Genomic DNA, 22191 nt, shown 5'->3' with positions numbered 1-22191 from the left:
CAAAAATAGCTTGAATATCAGATTGAGTAGATTCAAAGGCCGGTTTTATCAATCTGGCGCACATTTCGATCCCGTTCAATAGGCGGGACTCTCAATGTGACAAACTTCACTTTTGAGACAGCCTGTTTTAAATTTTACTTGAGGGATTCAAATTGACTCTTTACTAGTTGGAACTGTTTTTTCAATTCCTCTAACCTATCATAAGCATCCTTTCCGGGTTTCTGGTCAGCGCTTCCCAGCATGGAATAAAGATAAGAGGCTTGATCTCTCAGCATTGGCTGCATGTAGGTGCCATCTTCAGTGACAACTTGATTGTAAAGTTCCTGAAGCTTTGATTTTTGAATCTCGATCTGCCGATTGCCTTTTTCTTGAGAGATTTGAGTTTCCAGCTGCTTTTTTTTCTGGTCCATGGCATAAATCAATTTGGCAATTTCATCTCTGAAAGCCTGAATTTCCAAAGTGAGTTGTTCCTGTTCTGCCACATCCTCTTCAGAAACTAGGGTGGTTCTAGGGTCCAGTATTACCTCAAATTCTTGCTCAATAACCTCGTCTCCCGCTTTTAATCTCGCTATGTAAGTTCCTGTAGCCACCAAAGGCCCATTGCCGGTATAAGCTCTGTTAGGATCTTTATCCCAGCCGCCAGAATGCCTCATATTCCACTTGAAGTGATTCATACCCGCTTGATTGGGTAGGGTAGGTGAAGCTGGAGGATTGGAGAATTCGGTACTCATATTTCTTTCTGTATTGACAGAATCTTTTTTCATATTGGGCTCAAAAGCGCGAACCAGTTTTTTGTTTTTATCCAAAATTTCCAATCTCAGACCCTGGATTTTGTCAGCTAGGAAAAAATCCAATTCGGCACCCGAGCTTGGGTACTCTGGACCATTGGTTTCCCTTCTACCTGAAAGTTGATTTCTGACAGCAGGACGAGTTTCAAATAATACAACTTTCCTACTGCCGATTTCCGGTACGTTTCGAAGGCTGATCAAATTATCCAATATCCAGAAACCTCTACCCATAGTCGACATCACCAAATCACCTTGATGAACCTTTATGTCAGTTATAGGCGTGACAGGCAAATTGCTTTCGAAGGCATGCCATTTTTTTCCATCATCAAATGAGATAAATAGCCCAAATTCAGTTCCGGCGTACAAGACTCCTTTTTTATCCGGATCTTCCCGAACTACCCGTGTAGGGTAATCTGCTGGAATACCATTTTTTCCATCAGAAATTAAAGTCCAGGTTTGTCCATAATCCTCTGTTTTGTAAATGTATGGAGCATAGTCGTCCAGCTGATATCTCAGCACTGCTACATAAGCTTTGGCTGGGTTATGTGGAGATGGCTCTACTGCATCCACTCTGCCACCTGGAGGCATATTTGGAGTGACATTTTTCCAAGTTTTTCCTCCATCTCTTGTGACATGTACAGGTCCGTCATTGGCTCCCACCCAAATCAGGCCTTCCTGGATTGGTGACTCACGAATCGCATAGATGGTGCTGTAATATTCTTCACCTGTGACATCACGGGTGATAGGAGAGCCCGGTACCACCTGCTTGTCGGATTCAAATGCGGTCAAGTCAGGAGAAATGATTTCCCAAGTTTTGCCGTCATCAGTAGTCTTGTGTACATATTGAGAAGTGTGATAAACTACATCTGGATTATGAGGAGAGACATGTATAGGAGCCACTCGCTGAAAGCGAAACTTAAGATCTTTCGGGTTGTGGCCATAAATATTGCTTGCCCCTACATAGTATTGTAACTCCTGGCCAGTTCTCTTATCAAATACGCCAAACCTCCCCTTACAATTAGAATAAACAATGTTGTGATTTCCAGGCTTGGGTACGGCTGGACCAGTTTCACACCCACCTGTATTGATGATGTAAGAATTACTTCCTGCTTGAACACTTAATGGTGGTCTGCTTGGAACAGCGATCGTGCTGTAATTATCCTGTTGTCCCGCATATAACCAATAAGGGTACTGATCATCCACTTCCACCTGATAGAGTTCTGCGGTTGGCTGATTGAACTGGGTTGACCAACTCTTGCCACCATTTTGGGTGATATTTGCACCTCCATCATTGGCCTGAATCCAAATGGTAGTATCGTTAGGATTGATCCAGATATCGTGATTGTCACCATGAGGAGTTGAAAGAGATTTCCAGGTTTTACCTCCGTCAAAAGAGCTCAAAAATCTTAGGGAGTTATTGTAAACCGTATTGGCATCCTTTGGATTGGCGTAAATATTCGTGTAATAAAAGGGTCTGTTAGTCAGATTTGGATTATCTGAAACAAAAGTCCAGCTCTCGCCTCTATTTTCTGATCGATACAGTCCTCCTTGATTATCTGAAGCTTCAATGTTGGCATAAACCACATTTGGATCAGCTGGGGAAACAGCGAAGTCAATTTTCCCAGTCAATCCAGTAGGAAGTCCGTTTTTTAGTTTGTTCCAAGTTTTTCCTCCGTCGGTAGATTTGTAAACGCCACCTTCTGAGGAGCCTGATGTGATAGTCCAGGGTTTTCTTTCCCCTCTCCAAGCTCCAGCATAGATGGTGTTTGGATCATCTGGAGCAAGTTCCAAATCTGATACGCCCACACTGTCTGAATGGTAAAATACCTTTTCCCAGTTCTTTCCTCCATCTAGCGTTTTGAATACTCCTCGTTCGGGATTCTTTCCAAAGGGCTGGCCGATTGCAGCTACATAAACAATATCCGGATTTTGTGGATGAATCTCCACTGCTCCGATTTGTCCTGCATTTTTGAGCCCAATGAATGACCAGGTTTTTCCTTCATCTGTAGATTTATAAACCCCTTTTCCTACAATCACATTGGATCTAAGTCCATCCGAGCCAGTTCCCACATAAATGATTTCTGGTTTTGCCTGATAGACCGCAATCGCTCCAATAGAAGGAGTAGGGAAATAACCGTCAGAGATGTTTTCCCAGTTAATTCCATAATCATCTGTTCTCCAAACCCCGCCACCAGTAGCGCCCATGTAAAATACCGAAGGCTTTGAAGCCACTCCTGCTACAGCTGTGACTCTTCCTCCCCGAAGAGGGCCTACATTTCTAAATTGGTAAGAATTCAATATTTGTTGGATATCCTGAGCCACTGTCCACATGGAAAGTGAAAAAAGGAATATGCTTAGAATTGATTTTTTTAGCATAGTTGTCAAGTTTCAATCTCTCAAGGTATAGGGAAATTGGCTGAAATAACAAGAATTTTATGGGAACGGGTCTGGATGAAACCCCTTTTTTCCAGAATTTATACTTTCCTGCAGAAAACCTGTATCTTAAGCCTTGGCCTTGATTAGTTTGAACCTAAATTTTTGTATCTCGTTCGATAATCAAATTCACTAAAACTATTCTTTCATATGAAATGCCCATGAGGAAAAATCTCACACAACTTGTCCCGTCCGCCGCGGCGGATAGGGAGGGGGATGCCCCGATAAATCGGGGTAGGGCATGCCATATGACCTTTGAAAGATAAATTATAAACAGATGAAAAATATAGCCGAACTCCCCAACTTACATAAGACTTCTTTTCAATTTATCAGTGAACCTTCAGACATCAACTATGGAGGGAAGGTGCATGGTGGAGTGGTGATGAAATGGATCGATCAAGCTGCTTATACCTGTGCGAGAACCTGGGCTGAAAGTTATTGTGTGACTGTATATGTGGGTGGTATTCGTTTTTATAAGCCTATTAATATTGGTGAAGTGATTAAAGTAGATGCTGCGGTGATTTATACCGGGAAAACCAGCATCCATATCATGGTGGAGGTGTATTCAAGAGATTTTTCTGATAAGGTATTTGAAAAGAAAACGCACTGCATCATCATTTTTGTAGCAGTTGATGAAAACGGAAATCCCAAGCCGGTGAAGTCTTGGATTCCTCAGTCCGAGCAAGAAGTTAAATTGGCTGAGTATGCATTGCGACTCAAAGAACTTCGTGAAAACATTCACAATGAGATGAAGCCTTTTTTCAACGAATAGGCTCAGTCAGGTAAAGCGAAAGCCACATAGGCATCGCCACTCTTAGTCCCTTTTCCTCCTCCACAGGCTATGACTAGAAATTGCTTTCCGTTTTTTTCATAAATAGCTGGAGTTGCATGACCTGATGCAGGAAGTTTTGCCTCCCAAAGGATTTGGCCATTTTCCTTATCAAAAGCCCTGATTTTCTCATCTTTAGTCGCTGCAATAAAAAGCAGTCCTCCGGCAGTCACTACTGGGCCACCATAATTTTCGGTGCCGGTAGGAGCAAATCCCAGAGCGCTCAATGAGTCGATTTCTCCCAAAGTGACCTGCCATTTGTGCTGCCCACTATTCATGTCAATTGCTGTAAGTAATCCCCAAGGAGGATTAGAACCATAAAGTCCTTCCTTTGTAAGCAACTTTTTATAGCCTTTCATATAATACTGAGGTTCTAAGTTGGCTTTTTGAGACTCTAGCTCTTTTTTATCACTTTGGGTTTCTTGACCTAAAAGGAAGTCTACCAGTATTTTTCTGTTTTCGGAAGAAATATGTTGAAATGCAGGCATTGCTCCCCGGCCTTTCTCCAGAAGTTTTGACAAAGAGTCCGCACTATATTTGTTTTTCAGATCTACCAATCCAGGACTGCTTGGAAGGTTTCCCTTTAAGTCCAGTCCATGGCAATTCCCGCAATAAGTGGTATAAAGGTTTTTACCGACGTTTTCGAAACCGGAGTTGGGAGTCATCTCAATAATCCAAGGAATTTGATTCGCATTGACATAAAGAATTTGTGTCTCTGGGTCGAAAGCCGCACCTCCCCATTCAGCTCCTCCATCCATTCCGGGAAAGAGCACAATTGGTTTTTCAGGGTGAGGTGGTAGCCAAGTGTCACCATACAATGTATTGCTTAATTGTGCTCGAATATCTTGCTCCCATTCCGGGCGGAGACTTAATATATCCTGCTCTTCAAAAACCATTTTCATAAATGGTTTGGGTAATTGCGGAATGGGCTGAGTCGGAGAGGAGAAGTCACCAGGGAGAATAGATTGGGTGACGGGCAGCTCTGAAATTGGCCAAACAGGCTTCCCATTATCTCTTTCAAAAACGTAGGTATAGCCCTGCTTGGAAATTTGAGCTACTGCATCAATCCATTTTCCATCTTTTTGGATGCGAATTAGGTTGGGATTGGCGGGGAAATCTCTATCCCAAATGTCATGATGAACTCCCTGAAAGTGCCAGAGTCTTTTTCCCGTAGATGCATCGAGGGCGATTAGGGAGTTGGAGAATAGGTTGTCTCCTTTTCTAAATCCACCCCAAAAATCATAAGTGGCAGAACCTGTTGGTACAAATACAATTCCCCGATGGTAATCCACCGTCATCCCTGCCCAATTATTTGCGCCCCCAATTTGGGAGATGTAATCAGGATCCCAGGTTTCATATCCATATTCACCCTGATGTGGGATGGTGTGAAAAATCCATTCTTGCTTACCTGTCTGAACGTTGTATGCCCTGATATGACCCGGTGCAGCATCAAGTCCTTCTGAAAGGCGCATTCCTAAAATGATCAAATCCCCATAAATTACCCCCGGAGCATTGGCCACGATCAAAAAATCCTCCCGCTCTGTGTCTAGTCCTTTTCTGAGGTCAACTTTGCCTCCATCTCCAAAGTCTAGCTTAGGTGTGCCAGTCAAGGCATCCACCGCCATCAACCAATTTCCTGCGCCAAAAAGAATTCTTTTATCGTTTCCTTTTTCCCAATAGGATACACCACGGTTGGTGCCTGCCCAGGAGTTTTCTCCTCCCAAAACTGTGAATGGATCGAATCTCCAGATCTCTTGGCCTGTAGCTGCATCCAAGGCGAAGACATTTAATTTGGGAGTGGTTCCGTATAAAATCCCATTGATGACAATGGGCTGACACTGGATCTGGGATCTTTCACCTGCATCCTCAGTATGATAAACCCAGGCCACCTCAAGTTGGGAGACATTTTCCTTAGTTATCTGGGCTAAAGAAGAATAGCGGGAAGCATCAGCAGGGCCTCCGTAATGGGCCCAGTTTGTATAGTCGGTTTGTTCCTCAGCAGTTTGGCAAGAAAAGCACCAAGTAAGTAGAAAGATTGCAGCTAGTTTGTGTCTCATAAGAGTAAATAACAAGCTAGAATATCGGGGTTTTCTCGAATGATTCAAACCCTTTTCTGAGGCTGGGCTTTCAATCGATGTGACCCGGTGACTTGCTCATATTTTTGCTCATAATCTTTTCTCAACGTTCCAAAAAGTCTATCCCAAATCAGGGTATAAAGGCCATAATTCCCATGGAAATGTTCATGATGTTGATTGTGAGCAGTGCCTGTATTGATCCATTTCCCAATCAGGGATTTTTGGAAATTTTTAGGAAAAAGCTCAAAACCCAAATGGCCATAAACATTGTAGCAAAACTGAAACAAAAGAAATAAACCTAAGGCGGAAGGGTGTACGGGAAGTGTAAATGCAATCAGAGGAATAATACCTGCTTCTAGAAAAGCCTCCAAAGGATGAAAAGCATAGGAAGTCCAAGGTGATGGATTCGTAGAGAAATGATGAACACGATGAACTAATCGAAACAATTTGGGGTGATGCATCAGTCTATGGATAGCGTAAAAATATGCATCATGAACCAATAGCATGAGAGGAAATGTCAGAAAGTAATAAGCCTTTCCATACAAATCATAGGGTTGAAAAAAATTAGTATAAGGCCTGAGAACCACAAAGACCAAAGCTGCCATTGTGGCGAAGATCAATATGGTTACGAGTGAGAAACTAATGTCTCTGAAATAATCTTTCCTATGAGGAAATTTCGATTGCATCCTTCTTGAGAAAAGGGTGTTTTTGAGCAAAAAATAAAAAATCAAAAAGGATCCTCCTGCTATGATAAAGTAGCGGGAAGTAGTCAGTTCAGCTACCCGTATCCAACGCTGTCCAAATTCTGCCCAATCCATAAAGAAAGATACTTACTTTTTGAGATTATAGCTGAAGTCTAAGGGGTTAGCATAGGTAAAAGAATACCCCGTTTGAATTATTTTTTCGGATGAAATTAATCGGTTCTCTCCTTCTGCGGAGCTTTGAAAACTTTTGGGAGGAGCTAAACCGGTGTCTAGAGCACTCTTTTCAATGACTTCCTTTTTCAAGGGGTGAATTGGTGCAACCCCATTGAAGGTTTCATTCCATAGATTTTTTTCAATGATCCAAGTAATAATTCCAACGGCATCATCTTGATGGATATAGTTTACTCTGCTATGTCCTTCTACATTTTCTTTTCCGGCAAAATATTTACCTGGAACTCGCTCTTCGCCCATCAAGCCACCAAAACGGACAATGGTCAATTCGTAGCTTTTATCCTGATTCATCAGCTGCTCTGCCTTCCACAAAGTTTTATTTCCTGTGATGGAGAGATCCATTTCAAATTCTTCGGTATATTTTTCGGCCTGATTTTTCTCTGGATATATTCCTGTGCTGCTCACAAATACAAGTTTTTTGACAGAAGTATTTTGTAGCATGCTTTTTAAAAATTTGAGTTCTTCTAGATACCGTTCCCCGGATTGAGTTCGTGAGCGTGGAGGTATGGTAATAACTAGAATTTCGGCCTCAAAAAGTTTCTGAAAGCCCAGGCCTTTGGGATAAGGTTCCAAAGAAAACTGAACTGATGTGATTCCCTCTGCCTCAAGTTTTTTCACTTTTTCTCCGGTGGTAGTACTACCGATTACTTCATATCCTTTTTCCTGAAGGTTTTTTGCCAAAGGAAGTCCCAGCCATCCGAGTCCTATAATTGAAATTTTATTCATGAACTGATATTAAAAAAACCTCCCGAAATCAGGAGGTTTGAGTTTAGTCTTTTTTCGGCATGGTTCCCAGCAAGATATCCCATAGTGGTGTACTCACTCCAAAAGCTGAATCCGGATCCTTATAATGATGGATAGCATGATTCACCCACAAGATCTTCAAGAAGTTTTTGGGAGGATTGAAAGCATGCACTATGTAGTGTACACCCAAATAACTGGCATAGCCCAAAAGGAAACCAGGAAGAAAGTAGTAGGCAAAATCACCCATAATTAATTTAAATACCAGATAAAAGATGGCAGCATATGCAGCGCTCACAAAAGGAGGCATCGCCAATCTGTCCTTGTCTTTCGGGTAATCATGATGTACTCCATGGACTGAATACTGCAATTTATCCTTCATTGGAGTGTCTGGTTCCATATGAAAGAAATGCTTATGCATCATGTACTCCACGAATGTAAAGACAATGTATCCAATCAGCATCACCAATAGGCCTGTCCCCACATAAATGGATGTTTCCAGCGCATAGTAAAAAGATACAGCAGAAAACACCACAAACATGGTAATTGGGATCATAATGTGAGTACGAGAGATCCTCTCCAAAATCGGGTTTTCGAACATACGAGCCGAACCGAAATTGTCGGGTCTGTCCAGTCTTCCAATCTTTTTCATTTCTTTACTTGTTATATTCTTAATAGTTGGCTGCAATCTTGGTGCAAAAGTAACCCAGAACTTCCTTAATATACATTGATTTTCGTCATAATCAGGAGAAAAATTAGACTTTTGCTAAGGAGGCCTCTATGGTTTTTTGATAATATTTTACGTAAAGTGGAAGAATTTGGGATATGTCAAACTCCTTTGCCCTGGCTAAAGCATTAGCTTTAAACTGAGGTAAATTCTTTTCATCCAGAATTTGCAAGGCTTTTTTCTTCATATCCTGTATATCTCCAACATTTGAAACAAACCCCGTAACGCCGTCAATGTTTAGCTCCGGGATACCGCCAGCATTGGATGTCAAGATAGGCACCTCACAAGCCATGGCCTCTAAGGCTGCCAAACCAAATGACTCTTTTTCTGAAGGCATTAAAAATAAATCTGCTACAGAAAGTACTTCTTCTACAGCCTCTAGTTTGCCTAAGAAGCGAATATCATCACAAGTCCCTAATTCCCTGCAGAGTCTTTCCATTTTATCCCGTTCAGGACCATCTCCTACCAAAAGAAGCTTTGCCGGAATTTCCTTGCGTACTTCATAGAATACCCGAATTACGTCTTCTACTCGTTTCACCTTTCTAAAATTGGAGGTATGTACCAGTAGCTTTTCACCTTGCGGGCATATAGCTAGTTTGAAATGCTCTTTCTTCTGTTTTTTGAATCGATCTAGGTCAATAAAATTTGGAATGACCTCAATTTCTCGATTGACAGCAAAATGGCTGTAAGTTTCTTTTTTCAAATCCTCAGAAACTGCTGTAACTCCATCGGATTGATTGATGGAAAAAGTAACCACTGGTTCATAGCTTGGATCTTTTCCAACCAAGGTAATATCTGTTCCATGTAAGGTTGTGACTACTGGAATTCTGATTCCCTCTTCCTTCAAGATCTGCTTGGCCATGTAGGCTGCAGACGCATGTGGAATTGCATAATGCACATGCAATAGATCTAAGTTTTCATATTTGACCACCGAAACCATTTTACTAGCCAAAGCAAGTTCATATGGAGCATGCTCAAAAAGCGGATAGCTTTTGATATCTACTTCGTGATAGAATAGATTTTCGCTAAAAAAATCCAGGCGGGTTGGTTGACGATAGGTGATAAAGTGAATCTCATGCCCAGCTTTTGCCAGCCCTTTTCCCAATTCTGTGGCTACTACACCACTACCCCCAAAGGTAGGGTAACATACAATGCCAATTTTCATATTTTTTTCTAGGTGCCTTTTTGGCTAATCTGCCTTTAAACACGCTTAAGGATTACTTTTGTTCAAATTAAAAAGAAATAATCCAAAAGCCGACGAATTCTTAATTTTATCAGGAGCATTGAATACTTGGTTTTCAGTTTTTTAGGATCAAAAATCACTTTTATCAGCATAAAAAGAATTGAAACTTTCATTTAAAAGCCCCAATTTCCAAACCAATTCTTTGAATCAAAATTTTCAACAATCAATCCATATGAAATACCCATGAGGAAAAATCTCAAACAGGGGGATGATTATCTTGGGCATTCCATCTGACCTTTAAAAAACAAATTATAAAAAGATGAATTATAAGAGTTATTTATTTATTCTTTTCGCGGTAGGTTTTTTATTTGCCTGCTCTACCCCGCCGCAACAAACAGAAACGGTTAAACCTGACTGGTCTGATAATCCTTGGCCGGAAATCAGAAAAAAGAGAATCAGTCAATTACTTCCTGAGGCTATGAAAGCAGCTGGTGTGGACTGCTGGATTACTATTGGTAGAGAAAATCACAATGATCCCATTGCAGTACATGTCGGAGCGGAAAACGCTGGAGGCACCGCAGTTTTTATGTTTTATTTGGATGATTCAGGATTTCATTCATTGGCCTTTTCGCCTGATGGGGAGGCTACTTCCCTGGATGAATTGGATATTCACGATGAAGTAATCCGAGTAGATAGGGGAGCCTCAGCGGTTCAGGTTGCTGCAGATTTTATCAAAGAAAAGGGTTTTAAAACCATAGCAGTTAATTCTTCTTCCAGTAATACCATGGCGGATGGACTTTCCTACACGCAAAGAAGAAATTTGGAAGAGGCTTTGGGAGATTATTCTTCAAGATTGGTGTCTTCCACAGATTTAGTCTACGAATGGTTGTCTATCAAGCTTCCTGAAGAAGTTGAAATTCTGAAAAAAGCAGCTCAAATGGCTTCTGATTTTCAATATGAGGCCTACGCGATGATCGTACCTGGCAAAACTACAGATGCTGAGGTTGCTAAATTTTTGAAAGCAAAAATGGCTGAATATGGAGTGACAGATGCTTGGCATCCTGATCAAAACCCCAATGTCAACTCAGGTCCTGATCGAGGACATTCGCATGCAACGGATAAAGTGATCATGCCTGGAGATGTGATTCAAACAGATTTTGGGGTGAAACTTTACGGAATTTGGGTAAGTGACATTCAACGATTTGCCTATGTGTTAAAGGACGGGGAAACTGAGGCTCCTGCTGATATTCAAAAATATTGGGAGAATGGGAAAGCTGGGTCAAGAATTGCTCTGGCAGCCATGAAACCAGGAGTAAAAGGAGAGGATGTAGACAGAGCGCAGCGCGATTTGATGGATGCTAATGGATCTCTTTATGTTCCTTGGAGCACTGGGCATCCGGTTGGCTATGTGGCTCATGATGTTGGACCAAATTTAGGAGGAGCGAGACTGGAAACTCCCAGACCAGCTGCGCAAAAATTATTGAAAAAGGGAATGGTATTCGCCTTTGATGGTTTTCATACCTGGAAGAGGGAAGATGGAACTGAAAAGACCATTTCTGTGGAAGAGATGGCTGTGGTAACAGAGAATGGGGCAGAGTATTTGATTCAGCCTCAGGAGGATTTGATCCTTATTAAATAATCATCAATAAAAATGGTCCCGCTGATAACGGGACCATTTTTATTTAATTTTTAGCCATTGCCTTATAAATAATATCGTGAATATCTGTCCTGATATTCGCACTGAGCAGCTTTTTGTTTTCAGCATCCGGATACACCCTATTACTCAAAAAGACATAAATCAGATCATTTTTTGGATCTGCCCATACGCAGGTTCCAGTGAAGCCAGTATGCCCGAATGTGGATTTTGGAGCCAAATCCCCAGCACTTCCTCCCCGTCCAGCTTCTGGTTCAGGTTTGTCCCATCCCCATCCTCTTCTACTTTGATTGGATTGCCTCTTCGTGAATTGGGAAACTGTTCCAGGTTTAAGTAAGCTGACATCTCCATAATAGCCTTCATTGAGCATCATCTGCATCATTACTGCCAAATCATTTGCTCTTCCGAAAAGCCCAGCGTGTCCGGCAACTCCTCCATACATGGCTGCTCCCGGATCGTGGACATAGCCTCTCACCTGTCTTTTTCTAAAGGCTACATCATCTTCTGTCGGAGCGATGTTGTCCAAAGACATTTTATTGAATGGATTAAAAGTCATGGTATAAAGTCCAAGAGGAGCATAGAAATTTTGCTCTAAAAATTGATCTAAGGGTTGATTGACGATTTTTTCAACGACTGCCTGCATGAAATACATGGTCAAATCTGAATAAACATATCTATTTCTTCCTCCAGATTTTGGTAGTAAATCAGATGCTACTGTCCAGCTCCAAATACTGTCCCGAAGTCCATCTACCGCGTACATATCATTAGATACAGGTCTTGAAAATCCGGGAGCCGCTGAGGCCTGATAATACTCCGGTCTCCATTGTCCAGATTGTACTGTTTTTACATAATGAGGGATGAAAGCCTTCAATCCTGCTTCATGGGCCATTACATCTTTCAGAACCAGATCTTCTTTATTAGTGCCTTTCAGCTCCGGGAGATAATCACCCAAAGTTTTGTCCATATCCAATTCTCCTCGGCTATGTAAAAACATCACGGCTTGAGTAGTCGCCAGCACTTTAGTAATAGAGGCTAAGTCATAAAGAGTTTCACTATTGACTTTCGGGCTATTCTTGTATTCCAATTGTCCATAAGACCTTTCGAAAACAACTTTACCGTCTTTGACAACCAACACATTCGCGCCTGGAGTGGCTTGCATTTTAATCGCTTTCTCTACTACCTCATCGATCTCATCCAGGGTTTGGCTGTTCATACCCACACTTTCAGGAGTTCCATAAGCGAGCCTTCTCAGTCCTTCCATATATCCTCCCAACCCATGTGAAAAAGTAGGGCTAACTGATACCGGTAAAATTCCCATTCCCGGTCTAGCGCCAAACAGAACCTGAGGACTGAGCTTTTGAGTCATGTCATTATTCTCATAAGCAAAAACCACATTGCCCAATCCTTCAATAAATCGGGAAGCATAAGCATTTCCAAAAAGAACCGTGACTACTTTTTGTCTTTGTTCCAGTTTTCTGAGAAGGGCTACATCTCCAGGAGCGATTCCAAAGGCTCTTTTAGGACTGTTGGTCACGCCCATCAAGCCAACCACGACCACATCATAATCCTCCAATTGCTTCATTAAATTATAATGAGCGGATTCACTCGCTGCTTTTTCGATTTCAAAATGATCGAATTTGCTATACTTGCTGAGGCTTTGCTGGAAGTTTTTTCCCTCTCCTCCTATAGTAAGACTGGCAAACTTTTTCAAATCCAGCTGCTTGAAAGGGAGTAATTCTCCCTTATTGGAAGCAACTGTGATGGCTTCGGAATACAACTTTTCCCGAATCTCCTCGGTTTTTGGAGTGTTTAGTCTTTCTACCAAACCATGAGTTTTGATGGGTTTGTAATCATGAAGCCCAACCTTATACTTGGCTCGGAGGATTTTTCTTATTCTCCTATCTACTTCCTCTTGGGATATTTTACCGCTTTCTACAGCCTGCTTGATCAAAGCCTTCGCTTTAGGTACATCCTGAGAATACAATAGAATATCGTTACCGGCCAGAAGAGCTTCTACATCCACTTCACCCGGTTTGTGAGATTGGGTTACTCCCCGCATGTTCAAGGCATCCGTAAAGATCAAACCCTGAAAGTTCATTCGCTTTTGTAGCAGATCTGTCACAACTTTTTTGCTGAGACTGGTGGGGGTTTGTCCATTATTGTCCAAACTTGGGATATTGAGATGGGCAACCATCACCGACATCAAATTTTCTCTGAATAGCTCCTGATAAGGATATAGGTCTATGTCCCAAATTCTCTTTTCAGCATGTTTGATCAATGGAAGGGAATAATGGCTGTCTGATTCTGTATCACCATGTCCGGGAAAATGCTTGGCATTGGCAATTACACCATTATCCTGAAGGCCTTTCATATAGGCCACTGCTCTTTGAGCTACTGCTTTTTTGTTTTCTCCAAATGCCCTAAAGCCAATGACTGGATTTTCAGGGTTAGAGTTGACATCCACTACTGGAGCGAAATTAATGTGCATGCCCAATTCTTTGAATTGTCTGGCCATTTCGGCTCCCATATCATAAATCAAATCTGAATTCTGAATAGCGCCCAAAGTCATGGCTCTAGGAAAATCAGGAACTGAGTCCAGTCTCATGCTAATCCCCCATTCTGCATCCATTGCGATGAAAAGGGGTGTTTTAGCCAAGGCTTGATAGTAATTGGTCAAACGAGCTTGTCTGTCAGGTCCTCCCTGAAAAAATATCAATCCTCCAAGATTCTCGTCTTTTACAAGCTGACTGATTTCATCAATGTGCTTTTGATCTTTATTGGAATAAGCGGCAACCATAAAAAGTTGCCCCAAGCGCTCCTCTGAACTTAGACTTTGAAATACCGAGTCTACCCAATTTCTCTGTGCAAATCTATCGGGAGCATTTAATGGGTCATCCACTACCACAGCTACATCCATTTTACCGGATGTAAATGATAATGCAACAAAGCAAAGAAGAAAGATGCCTGCCAGCTTATGCCTCATACCTGAGTTAATTTTTAATCTTTAAATTTGTGGAAGTTCCTACGCCAGGATCTAAAGTATTCAACGTAGTGTCTCACATTTTAGCCTGAAATTGCAGAAGATTAGATTTACTAATCGATTGAAGATAGTAAAGAAAGGTCAACATTAGACCTGTTTTTGGGTTAAAAATGGTATAAATTTGATTGTCGGTGGACAGTCTCCTAACTTGTTCCTTGATGAACGTTCAAGCATCCACATTCAAAAATTGATTAAATGAAATCCAGCACGACAAGAACGACACACACTGGGATGCCCCGATATATCGGGGAAACTGTGCGACCTGCCTGCCGCAGGCAGGGATTCCGTCTGACTTCTAAAAAACAAATTATTAACAGATGAAATTTCCTTCCATATTTCGAACAGCCAGCCCCAGTCGATTCGATATCAAGCCCCGTTATTATGATCCGGTCAAAGAGGAATTGGATCAGCGGGAGTCTCGTATCAAAAAGCAGCTAGAAGCTGAAGGGAAATTAGGAGATATTAAGGAGGAAGATAGATTGAGAAATTACGAATCTGGTCTAAGAGGGGCTTTTTCCAATTATCAAGGAATCAAACCTCGAGATAAAAGTGTCTTTGCTTCTACAGCGATGATCAGATCTCTGATCTTTTTGATTTTAGTCGGCGGATTGGGTGGATATATTTACTTCGGGCCGGTAATTTTTGAATATCTCCTGTATTTAGTGGCTTTCATTGCAGCAATTTATTATTTCTCAAAGCTCAAATCTAAAGCCCGGAAATGAGCGATTTAATCCAATTATTACCTGATGCAATAGCCAATCAGATTGCAGCTGGAGAAGTGGTTCAAAGACCATCCTCCGCACTGAAGGAATTGCTTGAAAATGCAATTGATGCAGGTGCTACTAAAGTTCAGGTAATTGTAAAAGAAGCAGGTAAGCAATTAATCCAAGTCATTGATAATGGTAAGGGTATGTCGGCTACCGATGCCAGGATGAGTTTCGAAAGGCATGCCACTTCTAAAATTCGCACCAGTCAGGATTTATTTTCAATCCGTACATTTGGTTTTCGTGGAGAAGCTCTGGCCTCTATTGCGGCGGTTGCACAGGTTGAGTTAAAAACCAGAAGAAATGCGGATGAGCTGGGAACGCTAATTCATATTGAAGGATCAGAAGTTAAAAAACAGGAACCTGTTGCCACCACTCCCGGAACTTCTGTTTCCATGAAAAATCTCTTTTTCAATGTGCCAGCAAGGAGAAATTTCCTGAAATCCAATCCTGTAGAAATGCGGCATATTGTGGAGGAATTTCAGAGAGTAGCCCTGGCTTATTCTGAAATTGGATTTTCCTTGATGCAAAATGACATGGAGATCTATAATCTGCTCCCAGGCAAACTCAGTCAGAGAATCGTGGGGATTTTTGGGAAAAACTACCAAAGTCAGCTGGTTCCCTGCGAGGAATTGACACCCCATGTCAATGTAAAAGGATATATAGGCAAACCTGAATCTGCCAAAAAAACGAGAGGGGAGCAGTTCTTCTTTGTAAACAACAGATACATCAAGAGTAGCTATCTGAACCATGCGGTTAGCAATGCTTTTGAAAACCTCATACAGCCAGATCAGCATCCTTTTTATGTTTTGTTTTTGGAAATAGATCCATCCCATATAGATATCAACGTACACCCGACCAAAACCGAAATCAAATTCGATGATGAGAGAACGGTTTATGCGGTAATTCGGGCAGCTGTCAAACAGGCTTTGGGAGCACATCACGTGGTTCCGGCATTGGATTTTAGCGTGGATGTGAATTTCGAAGATAATTGGAATACTGACGCGCAGAAGAAGGCGGATGTGGATCGGGAATATAGTTATAAGACTTTCAATACTCCTGAATTCAAAAAATCTAGTGTTAGTGGTTGGGAAAGGCTGTTTGAAGGAAATCAGACTTTTATCCAAGAGCAAAAAAGACCTGTTTCTGAGGAAAGTGATGATTCTGAAGTCTTGACTTTTTCCAGCAAGGCAAATCCGGAAGAAGAGAGCAGTTCTTTTCCCAAACCAGCAGAGGGCGAGGGTACTGGGACAACTTTTCAGGTGGAGTTAAGCTATATCGTAGCTCAAATGTCCACTGGCTTATTGATTTTGGATCAGCAAGCAGCACATGAGAGGATATTATACGAACGCTATCTAAGACAATTGAAGTTGGCGCAAGGTCCATCGCAACAATGTCTTTTTCCTCCCGTAGTTCAATTAAATCCTTCAGATTATGAGTTGGTGGTAGGATTAATGGGAGAGCTGCACAGCCTTGGCTTTATGATTTCTGAATTTGGCAATAATGCCGTATTGGTTCAGGGAGTACCAGCTGATATTCAGGTAAAAAATGAAAAAGAATTATTTGAAGGATTGATCGAGCAATTCAAGAATTTCAAAAATGAGCTTTCATTGGATAATCGAGAAAATCTTGCCCGCTCTTTAGCCCGTAAGTCTTCCTTAAAAAAGGGTCAAAAACTCAATTCTCAGGAAATGGAAACTTTGGTTGGGCAGCTTTTTGCCTGCCAAAACCCAAATTATGGACTGGGAGGGAACAAAACCTTCGTAAAATTGGATTTATCCAGCATACATTCATTCTTCGGAAAATCGCATGTTTAGAAATATCACACCTGTAGTACAAAATTTACTGCTGATAAATATTATACTTTTTATCGTCAGCTCTTTCATTTTTCCTGTTCTCAATGAGTGGTTTGCTTTGTATTACATTGGAAGCCAGTATTTCAAGCCCTTTCAGTTTCTGACATACATGTTTATGCATGCCGACTTTTGGCATCTATTCAGTAACATGTTTGGTCTATTGATCTTTGGCCCTTTGTTGGAGCAGTTCCTCGGACCAAAGAAGCTTTTGATTCTTTGGATGGTTTGCGGAGTAGGATCGGGAGTTCTCTATTCAGGATATAATATTTACCGGATGAATAATCTGGAAGCCAAAGTAGAGCGATTTCAGGCAAATCCAGACCCAGAGTACTTCAACAAGATTGTATTAGAAAATAGAAATTTCTTCGACAGGAGAGTATTTGAGTTTGTGGATGATTTCAGTAGAGATCCTCAGGATCAAGTGAAAATTGATCGCGCAAATCAAACTTTAGAGGCCATTTCCGATATTCAGGGAAATATCCCTATGGTAGGGGCATCGGGAGCTTTATTTGGAATATTGATTGCATTTGCGATGCTTTTTCCAAACACCCAGCTCTTTTTGCTGTTTCCTCCTATGCCTGTCAAAGCGAAATATTTGGTCCTTTTTTATGGACTTTATACGATTTACAACGTATTGATAAACAATCCGCTGGATAATGTGGCCCATTTTGCCCATTTGAGTGGGCTGATTATAGGTGGCGCATTGGTTTACAAGTGGAAAAAAGATAGAAACAGTTTTTATTAATTATGTACGGCAATTTTTGGGAAAATCTTAGGAACGCTTTCAAGCACGGTGATAATAGCCTTTATAAACTAATCGCTATCAATATCCTTGTTTGGTTGGTATTCATGATTTCCAGAGTCATTATGACTATTGGAGGCTTTGGAGAATTATACTCTTCCCTGATCTCCTATTTTATGATGCCGGCATCGCTTCCCAAATTGGCCACTCAACCTTGGAGCCTGTTCACCTATATGTTTTTACATGAGGGGATTTTTCACATCCTCTTCAACATGCTTTTTCTCTACTGGTTTGGCTTGTTGATCCACCAATACTTAGGTAGTCGAAAATTGGCTAATTTATATATTCTTGGAGGCTTAGCAGGGGGATTGTTTTATTTGTTGATCTATAATTTAGCTCCCTACTTCAGTAATTCGGTAGATACTTCTCTCATGCTTGGAGCTAGTGCCGGTGTGTTTGCAATTGTGGTTGGTGCAGCTACATTGACTCCCAATACTACCTTCTTCCTAATCCTGTTAGGGCCTGTCAAAATCAAATACATAGCGATTTTCTATGTGGTTCTTTCCTTTGCCAATTCTGCTGGCGCAAATGCCGGAGGGGAACTGGCGCACTTAGGAGGGGCATTGATGGGATTTCTGTATATCACCCAACTCAGAAGAGGGAATGATTGGGGAGTTCCTGTTCAGAAAGTGGGGATTTTCTTCGAGAATCTTTTCAAAAAGAGCCCAACGAAAGTGAAAGTAAGCTATAGAAAAGCGAAGACTGAGTCGGGATCTTTTGGCTCTTTTTCCAGCCCAAAATCCAAGCCTACCGCTACCAAATCCTCTGAAGAAACGAGTCAGGAAGAAATCGATAGAATACTGGATAAAATTGCGGACCGAGGCTATGAAGCCCTGACCAAAGAAGAGAAAAGGAAACTATTTGAATTCAGTAAGAAATAATCAGAGTGGGAAAGCAAAACCTACTTTAAATCCTGCTTCTTGAGGATTTTGACTCTGTATTCTGAATTCAGTGTTCAGCCCCACCCAATCCACAATTCTTATATAAGCTCCCACGCCTACATTGGCGCCTTTGAATGTTCGTCTGACTCCTGGGTCTCCCGGTTGAAGGTTCTCCCAATTTTGGCTATAACCTGCCAGAAAAAAGAGTTGGGACGGACCATCAGAAACATAGTAGCGTAGATCCATGCTAAAATTGCTTCGGTTCCCTACATTCGGCATGATATAAGTGAAGCTTGGCATTATGGCGAAATTGTCGAGGAAAAAATACTCCACTCCTGCGCCTACTCCAAAGTCTTTCCATCTCAGGCCATAGGTTCCATAAGTGTGGAAGCGAGTATTTCCTTGTTCCAATGATTGAGCTTCTAGCCCCAAAGGAAGTAGGATTCCTAAAATTAAAATCACCAAAGCCTTTTTCATAAGAATAACTGTTAATCTTGAGTGAGAATTTTAAATTATCTGGTTATCCGCAATTGCGCCAGTTTCCTTATTTTCTTTGCTTTACTGGTTGGAAGACCGATGACCGAAGACCGAAGCTTCCGGGTTCTGATCCTTTAAGCAGACAATAAGCCGTATTTTTGTCAATACTGGTAAGAAAGCGGATATCCATATTAAATAAAATGATCGAAACAAAAACGCCTGCCGATCAAGGAATATACTCGTTCTGATCTCTATTAGTTCTGTCAAAAATTAGAAGGCTTTGGTGAACATTACAAGTATTATTCTAAAATACGTGCCACTCTACCAATTCTGCCCTCTTCGTCTATTCCTTCTATAAAGATCAAATGCTTCTTGGCTACATCAGTATTAAAGTATTCCAAATTTGCTTTTCCGTCTTCTCCAATTTCTAAAATTGGTTTCCAGAAAATTGTAGCACGCTTATCATTCAGAGCAGTAGATGTGCCTTTTTCATCATAATTGGGCTGATAAAACTCCTTTGCAACGGAGTAACCTCCGTAGGTAGTAACCAAAGTTCCGCCAACACTCGGAGTAAATCCACTGCCTCTTTTGGTATAAACTGCAATCACTCCGTTTGCACCTTGAGCTCCAAAAATAGCCGCTCTTGCAGGATCCTTGAATACATCCACACTAGCTACATCCCTTGGATTCACCTGAAGTAGTGTATTAGCATCTACAGGAATATTGTCCAATAAATACAGCGGTCCTGTGCCTGCATTGATAGAGCCAACTCCTCGAATTTGTACACTTACATCCAAGCCTGATACAAATACTTTGACACCAGAAACCCTTCCCTGGATCAGTTGAAAAACATTGGTAAAGCCCACAGAACCCGGGATTTTTTCAGGGTCTATGCTGACATCTCCTGGGCCATAAATTTTTTGTACTTCTTCGTCCTCTTTTTTAAAGGTCTGAGCTTCCACAGTGACTCCTTCCAAGTCCAAAATATCAGGATCCTCATTCATTCTCCTCATAAGGACTCTTTCCTCATAGGTAGCAGCTAGATTTTCAGGCCATTTTATTTCAGTAGAATAGTTGCCAGAAGTACCGGTGAAGACAGCCTCCGGTTGGGTGACTTTGATATCCACAAAGTTCTTTAGTCTATTATCCACTGCTGTCAAGGTAACACTGGCGGAATCCTGATAATCTAAATCTCGAATGATGAATCGCCCATTAGAGCCAAATTCAGTCGTCACAATCTCGATTCCATTTCCTACCATTGCGGTAATTTTACCTCCGGATAATCCCTTTCTAGTATCCTCTTGGTCGCTAATCTGACCTTCTATATTTATTCCTCTTTCAATGAAATAATTGATTTCACCCTGTTCATTTTTAGCGATTTGATCCCAAGTAAATCGTCTCCATCCATGGGTCAACATTACCAAATCTAATGCCTCTAAAGTACTTTCATCTTGGTTTTGGAAATAATAACCAGGTTGGTGGATTTGACCTTTTAGATCTGAACTCAGTAAAAGATGTGAATAAATGGTACCGTAAACTTCACTTTCATCTGACACTTGCTCTGCATCTACAATGGAAACTGAGAAGCTTCCAGAAACCTGGTTTCCTGCACTTTGATTCGTGATTTCCAATTTGATTTTTTCTCTTGGACTCAAAGATGAATTGGAATTCACATCAAGTTTTAGCTCATTCTCTTCTTTTCGGATAAAGATTAATCGCTCAGCCAGGGGAGTCCCCTCCGAAGTCAAAACTGTAATCTGATTGATTCCGGAAATCAAGTTTTCTTTGGGGATTCTTACACCCCAAACCCCATTCGTCAATTTTCCTTCAATCATATAATTGATTAGGCCTCTGGTTTGGCTTACTAGCAGGAGAGAATTGGCGTCCGAAACTCCCTGAATAAATGCTGTAAGATAGCTTGCGGCAGGGTTATTAATAACCTGTAATGCAAGACCATCAGTAGATGCTTTTGGCAGATTTATGGTTCTCTTCTGCCCAGAGACAGGATGACTAATTTCTGCCTGGTAATCCTGCTTATCCGGGGTAATTTCAAATTTCCCCAAGCCTGCAAAATTGCTTTCAAAAGAAATATCGGTTCCAGCAATAGTTCCCTGAATGCTAAGAGGATTACCATCAGGAGCAATAGCCCTAAATGCTATATTGGATTTCTTGCTGACAACCCAATTTCCTCCTTCAGGTAAAAATTGGATATCTGCCAGATTGAAGCTGTAAGGAAGTCTGATTTTCTGGGAGACGGAATAATTTTCATTTTCCAAGTAGATCAACTCTACATGTTGGGATGGGTAAGGCTTTTCTGAAATAGAAAAGGAAAAGCTGACAATCCCTTCTTCATTTAATAATAAGTCCTGACTGTGGACCTCTTCATCCCCTCCAAAGACTTTCATTTGAAGAGCTTTTCCCGCAAGGGGATTTCCGGATTTGTCGATGGCCAAAAGTTCAGTTCTGTAAGTTGCCTTTCCTCCTGAGCTTTCAATTGCATTAATTGTCATTTTCGGTAGAAAACTACCTCCTGCACCGTCAATTACTGAAAAGCCTCCTTCGAAAAAGAACTCTTCTCCTGAATTTCTCATCCAGGCAGTGTATGCCTTGATCTGATAATTCCCTGGTTTTCCGAAGGATGGTAAAGTGAAATCTCCATTTCCTCTTCCTTTATCTAGTCGGATAATTTTTTGCTCCAGAAGCAAGCCATCCCCATCAAAAAGATCCACGTATAAGGTTTGGCTCAATGGAGAAGGAACTTGATATGAACCAGCAACCAAAAAAGCACTAAACCAAACATCCTCGCCTAATGTATAGGTGTGTTTATCTAGTTGTAAGTAGACTTTTTCAGGAGGAGTTTCATTTCTATATTCTTCGAAGAATTGCTGAACTTTTTCCGGAAAACTTTGAGAAAAAACTGGGTTCAGGCAAAAAAAGCAAAAGCCAAAAATGACTTTAAAAGTGATGTTTTTCATATAAACTCACGCAAGATTTAGATTAATGGAC

At 41.2% G+C, this 22191-nt stretch carries 15 protein-coding genes; 6 read left to right on the top strand and 9 right to left on the bottom strand.

Annotation, left to right across the window (positions count from 1 at the left end):
- Positions 1-134 precede the first annotated feature (134 nt).
- Positions 135-3164: a VPS10 domain-containing protein gene (locus tag B2906_RS14530; RefSeq protein WP_286940714.1), complete on the bottom strand. Its 3030-nt coding sequence runs from the start codon at positions 3162-3164 to the stop codon at positions 135-137.
- A gap of 334 nt (positions 3165-3498) precedes the next feature.
- Here B2906_RS14530 and B2906_RS14525 point away from each other — a divergent pair, with 334 nt between their 5' ends.
- Positions 3499-3993 carry an acyl-CoA thioesterase gene (locus B2906_RS14525; RefSeq protein ID WP_144606912.1) on the top strand — a complete coding sequence of 165 codons (495 nt, stop codon included), beginning with the start codon at positions 3499-3501 and terminating at the stop codon, positions 3991-3993.
- Between the two features lie 2 nt (positions 3994-3995).
- Here the strand turns inward: B2906_RS14525 and B2906_RS14520 are convergent, their stop codons facing one another.
- From B2906_RS14520 to bshA, 5 genes are all read right to left on the bottom strand, one after another.
- Positions 3996-6107, bottom strand: coding sequence for a PQQ-binding-like beta-propeller repeat protein (locus B2906_RS14520; protein ID WP_286940713.1), 2112 nt, complete (start codon positions 6105-6107; stop codon positions 3996-3998).
- 44 nt (positions 6108-6151) lie between these two features.
- Positions 6152-6943 carry a sterol desaturase family protein gene (locus tag B2906_RS14515; RefSeq protein ID WP_219956935.1) on the bottom strand — a complete coding sequence of 264 codons (792 nt, stop codon included), beginning with the start codon at positions 6941-6943 and terminating at the stop codon, positions 6152-6154.
- 12 nt (positions 6944-6955) lie between these two features.
- Positions 6956-7786 (bottom strand): NAD(P)-binding domain-containing protein, encoded by an 831-nt coding sequence (locus tag B2906_RS14510; protein WP_219956934.1) that lies wholly within the window; start codon positions 7784-7786, stop codon positions 6956-6958.
- 43 nt (positions 7787-7829) lie between these two features.
- A complete protein-coding gene (locus tag B2906_RS14505) occupies positions 7830-8453 on the bottom strand; it encodes a sterol desaturase family protein (protein ID WP_219956933.1) in 624 nt (207 codons plus the stop codon).
- A gap of 103 nt (positions 8454-8556) precedes the next feature.
- Complete coding sequence (gene bshA, locus B2906_RS14500; protein WP_144606902.1) at positions 8557-9693, bottom strand: N-acetyl-alpha-D-glucosaminyl L-malate synthase BshA; 1137 nt, start codon at positions 9691-9693, stop codon at positions 8557-8559.
- A gap of 337 nt (positions 9694-10030) precedes the next feature.
- Between bshA and B2906_RS14495 the strand changes: the two genes are divergently transcribed.
- Positions 10031-11350, top strand: coding sequence for a M24 family metallopeptidase (locus B2906_RS14495; protein WP_219956932.1), 1320 nt, complete (start codon positions 10031-10033; stop codon positions 11348-11350).
- A gap of 43 nt (positions 11351-11393) precedes the next feature.
- On the opposite strand, the gene B2906_RS14490 is transcribed toward B2906_RS14495, so the two are convergent.
- On the bottom strand, positions 11394-14348 hold the full coding sequence (locus B2906_RS14490; protein ID WP_219956931.1) for a glycoside hydrolase family 3 N-terminal domain-containing protein: 2955 nt from the start codon (positions 14346-14348) through the stop codon (positions 11394-11396).
- Between the two features lie 374 nt (positions 14349-14722).
- On the opposite strand from B2906_RS14490, the gene B2906_RS14485 reads away from it, so the two are divergent.
- The 4 genes from B2906_RS14485 to B2906_RS14470 are packed head-to-tail and all read left to right on the top strand — an operon-like array spanning position 14723 to position 18708.
- On the top strand, positions 14723-15127 hold the full coding sequence (locus B2906_RS14485; protein WP_219956930.1) for a hypothetical protein: 405 nt from the start codon (positions 14723-14725) through the stop codon (positions 15125-15127).
- Positions 15124-16986 carry a DNA mismatch repair endonuclease MutL gene (gene mutL / locus B2906_RS14480; protein ID WP_219956929.1) on the top strand — a complete coding sequence of 621 codons (1863 nt, stop codon included), beginning with the start codon at positions 15124-15126 and terminating at the stop codon, positions 16984-16986. The genes B2906_RS14485 and mutL overlap by 4 nt, the downstream gene beginning before the upstream one ends.
- On the top strand, positions 16979-17770 hold the full coding sequence (locus B2906_RS14475; RefSeq protein ID WP_219956928.1) for a rhomboid family intramembrane serine protease: 792 nt from the start codon (positions 16979-16981) through the stop codon (positions 17768-17770). The genes mutL and B2906_RS14475 overlap by 8 nt, the downstream gene beginning before the upstream one ends.
- 2 nt (positions 17771-17772) lie before the next feature.
- Entirely contained in the window at positions 17773-18708 is a 936-nt protein-coding gene (locus B2906_RS14470) for a rhomboid family protein (RefSeq protein WP_219956927.1), read from the top strand.
- Here the strand turns inward: B2906_RS14470 and B2906_RS14465 are convergent, their stop codons facing one another.
- Positions 18709-19185, bottom strand: a complete 477-nt coding sequence (locus tag B2906_RS14465) for an outer membrane beta-barrel protein (RefSeq protein ID WP_219956926.1) — start codon at positions 19183-19185, stop codon at positions 18709-18711. It abuts the gene before it with no gap.
- 299 nt (positions 19186-19484) lie between these two features.
- Complete coding sequence (locus tag B2906_RS14460) at positions 19485-22160, bottom strand: TonB-dependent receptor plug domain-containing protein (protein WP_286940699.1); 2676 nt, start codon at positions 22158-22160, stop codon at positions 19485-19487.
- Between the last annotated feature and the right edge of the window lie 31 nt (positions 22161-22191).

Source organism: Algoriphagus sp. UBA3586 (genome assembly GCF_002376385.1).
Taxonomy (GTDB): domain Bacteria; phylum Bacteroidota; class Bacteroidia; order Cytophagales; family Cyclobacteriaceae; genus Algoriphagus; species Algoriphagus ornithinivorans.
The sequence above is the reverse complement of the archived record's forward strand: the minus strand, read 5'-3'. Positions and strand labels throughout refer to the sequence as shown.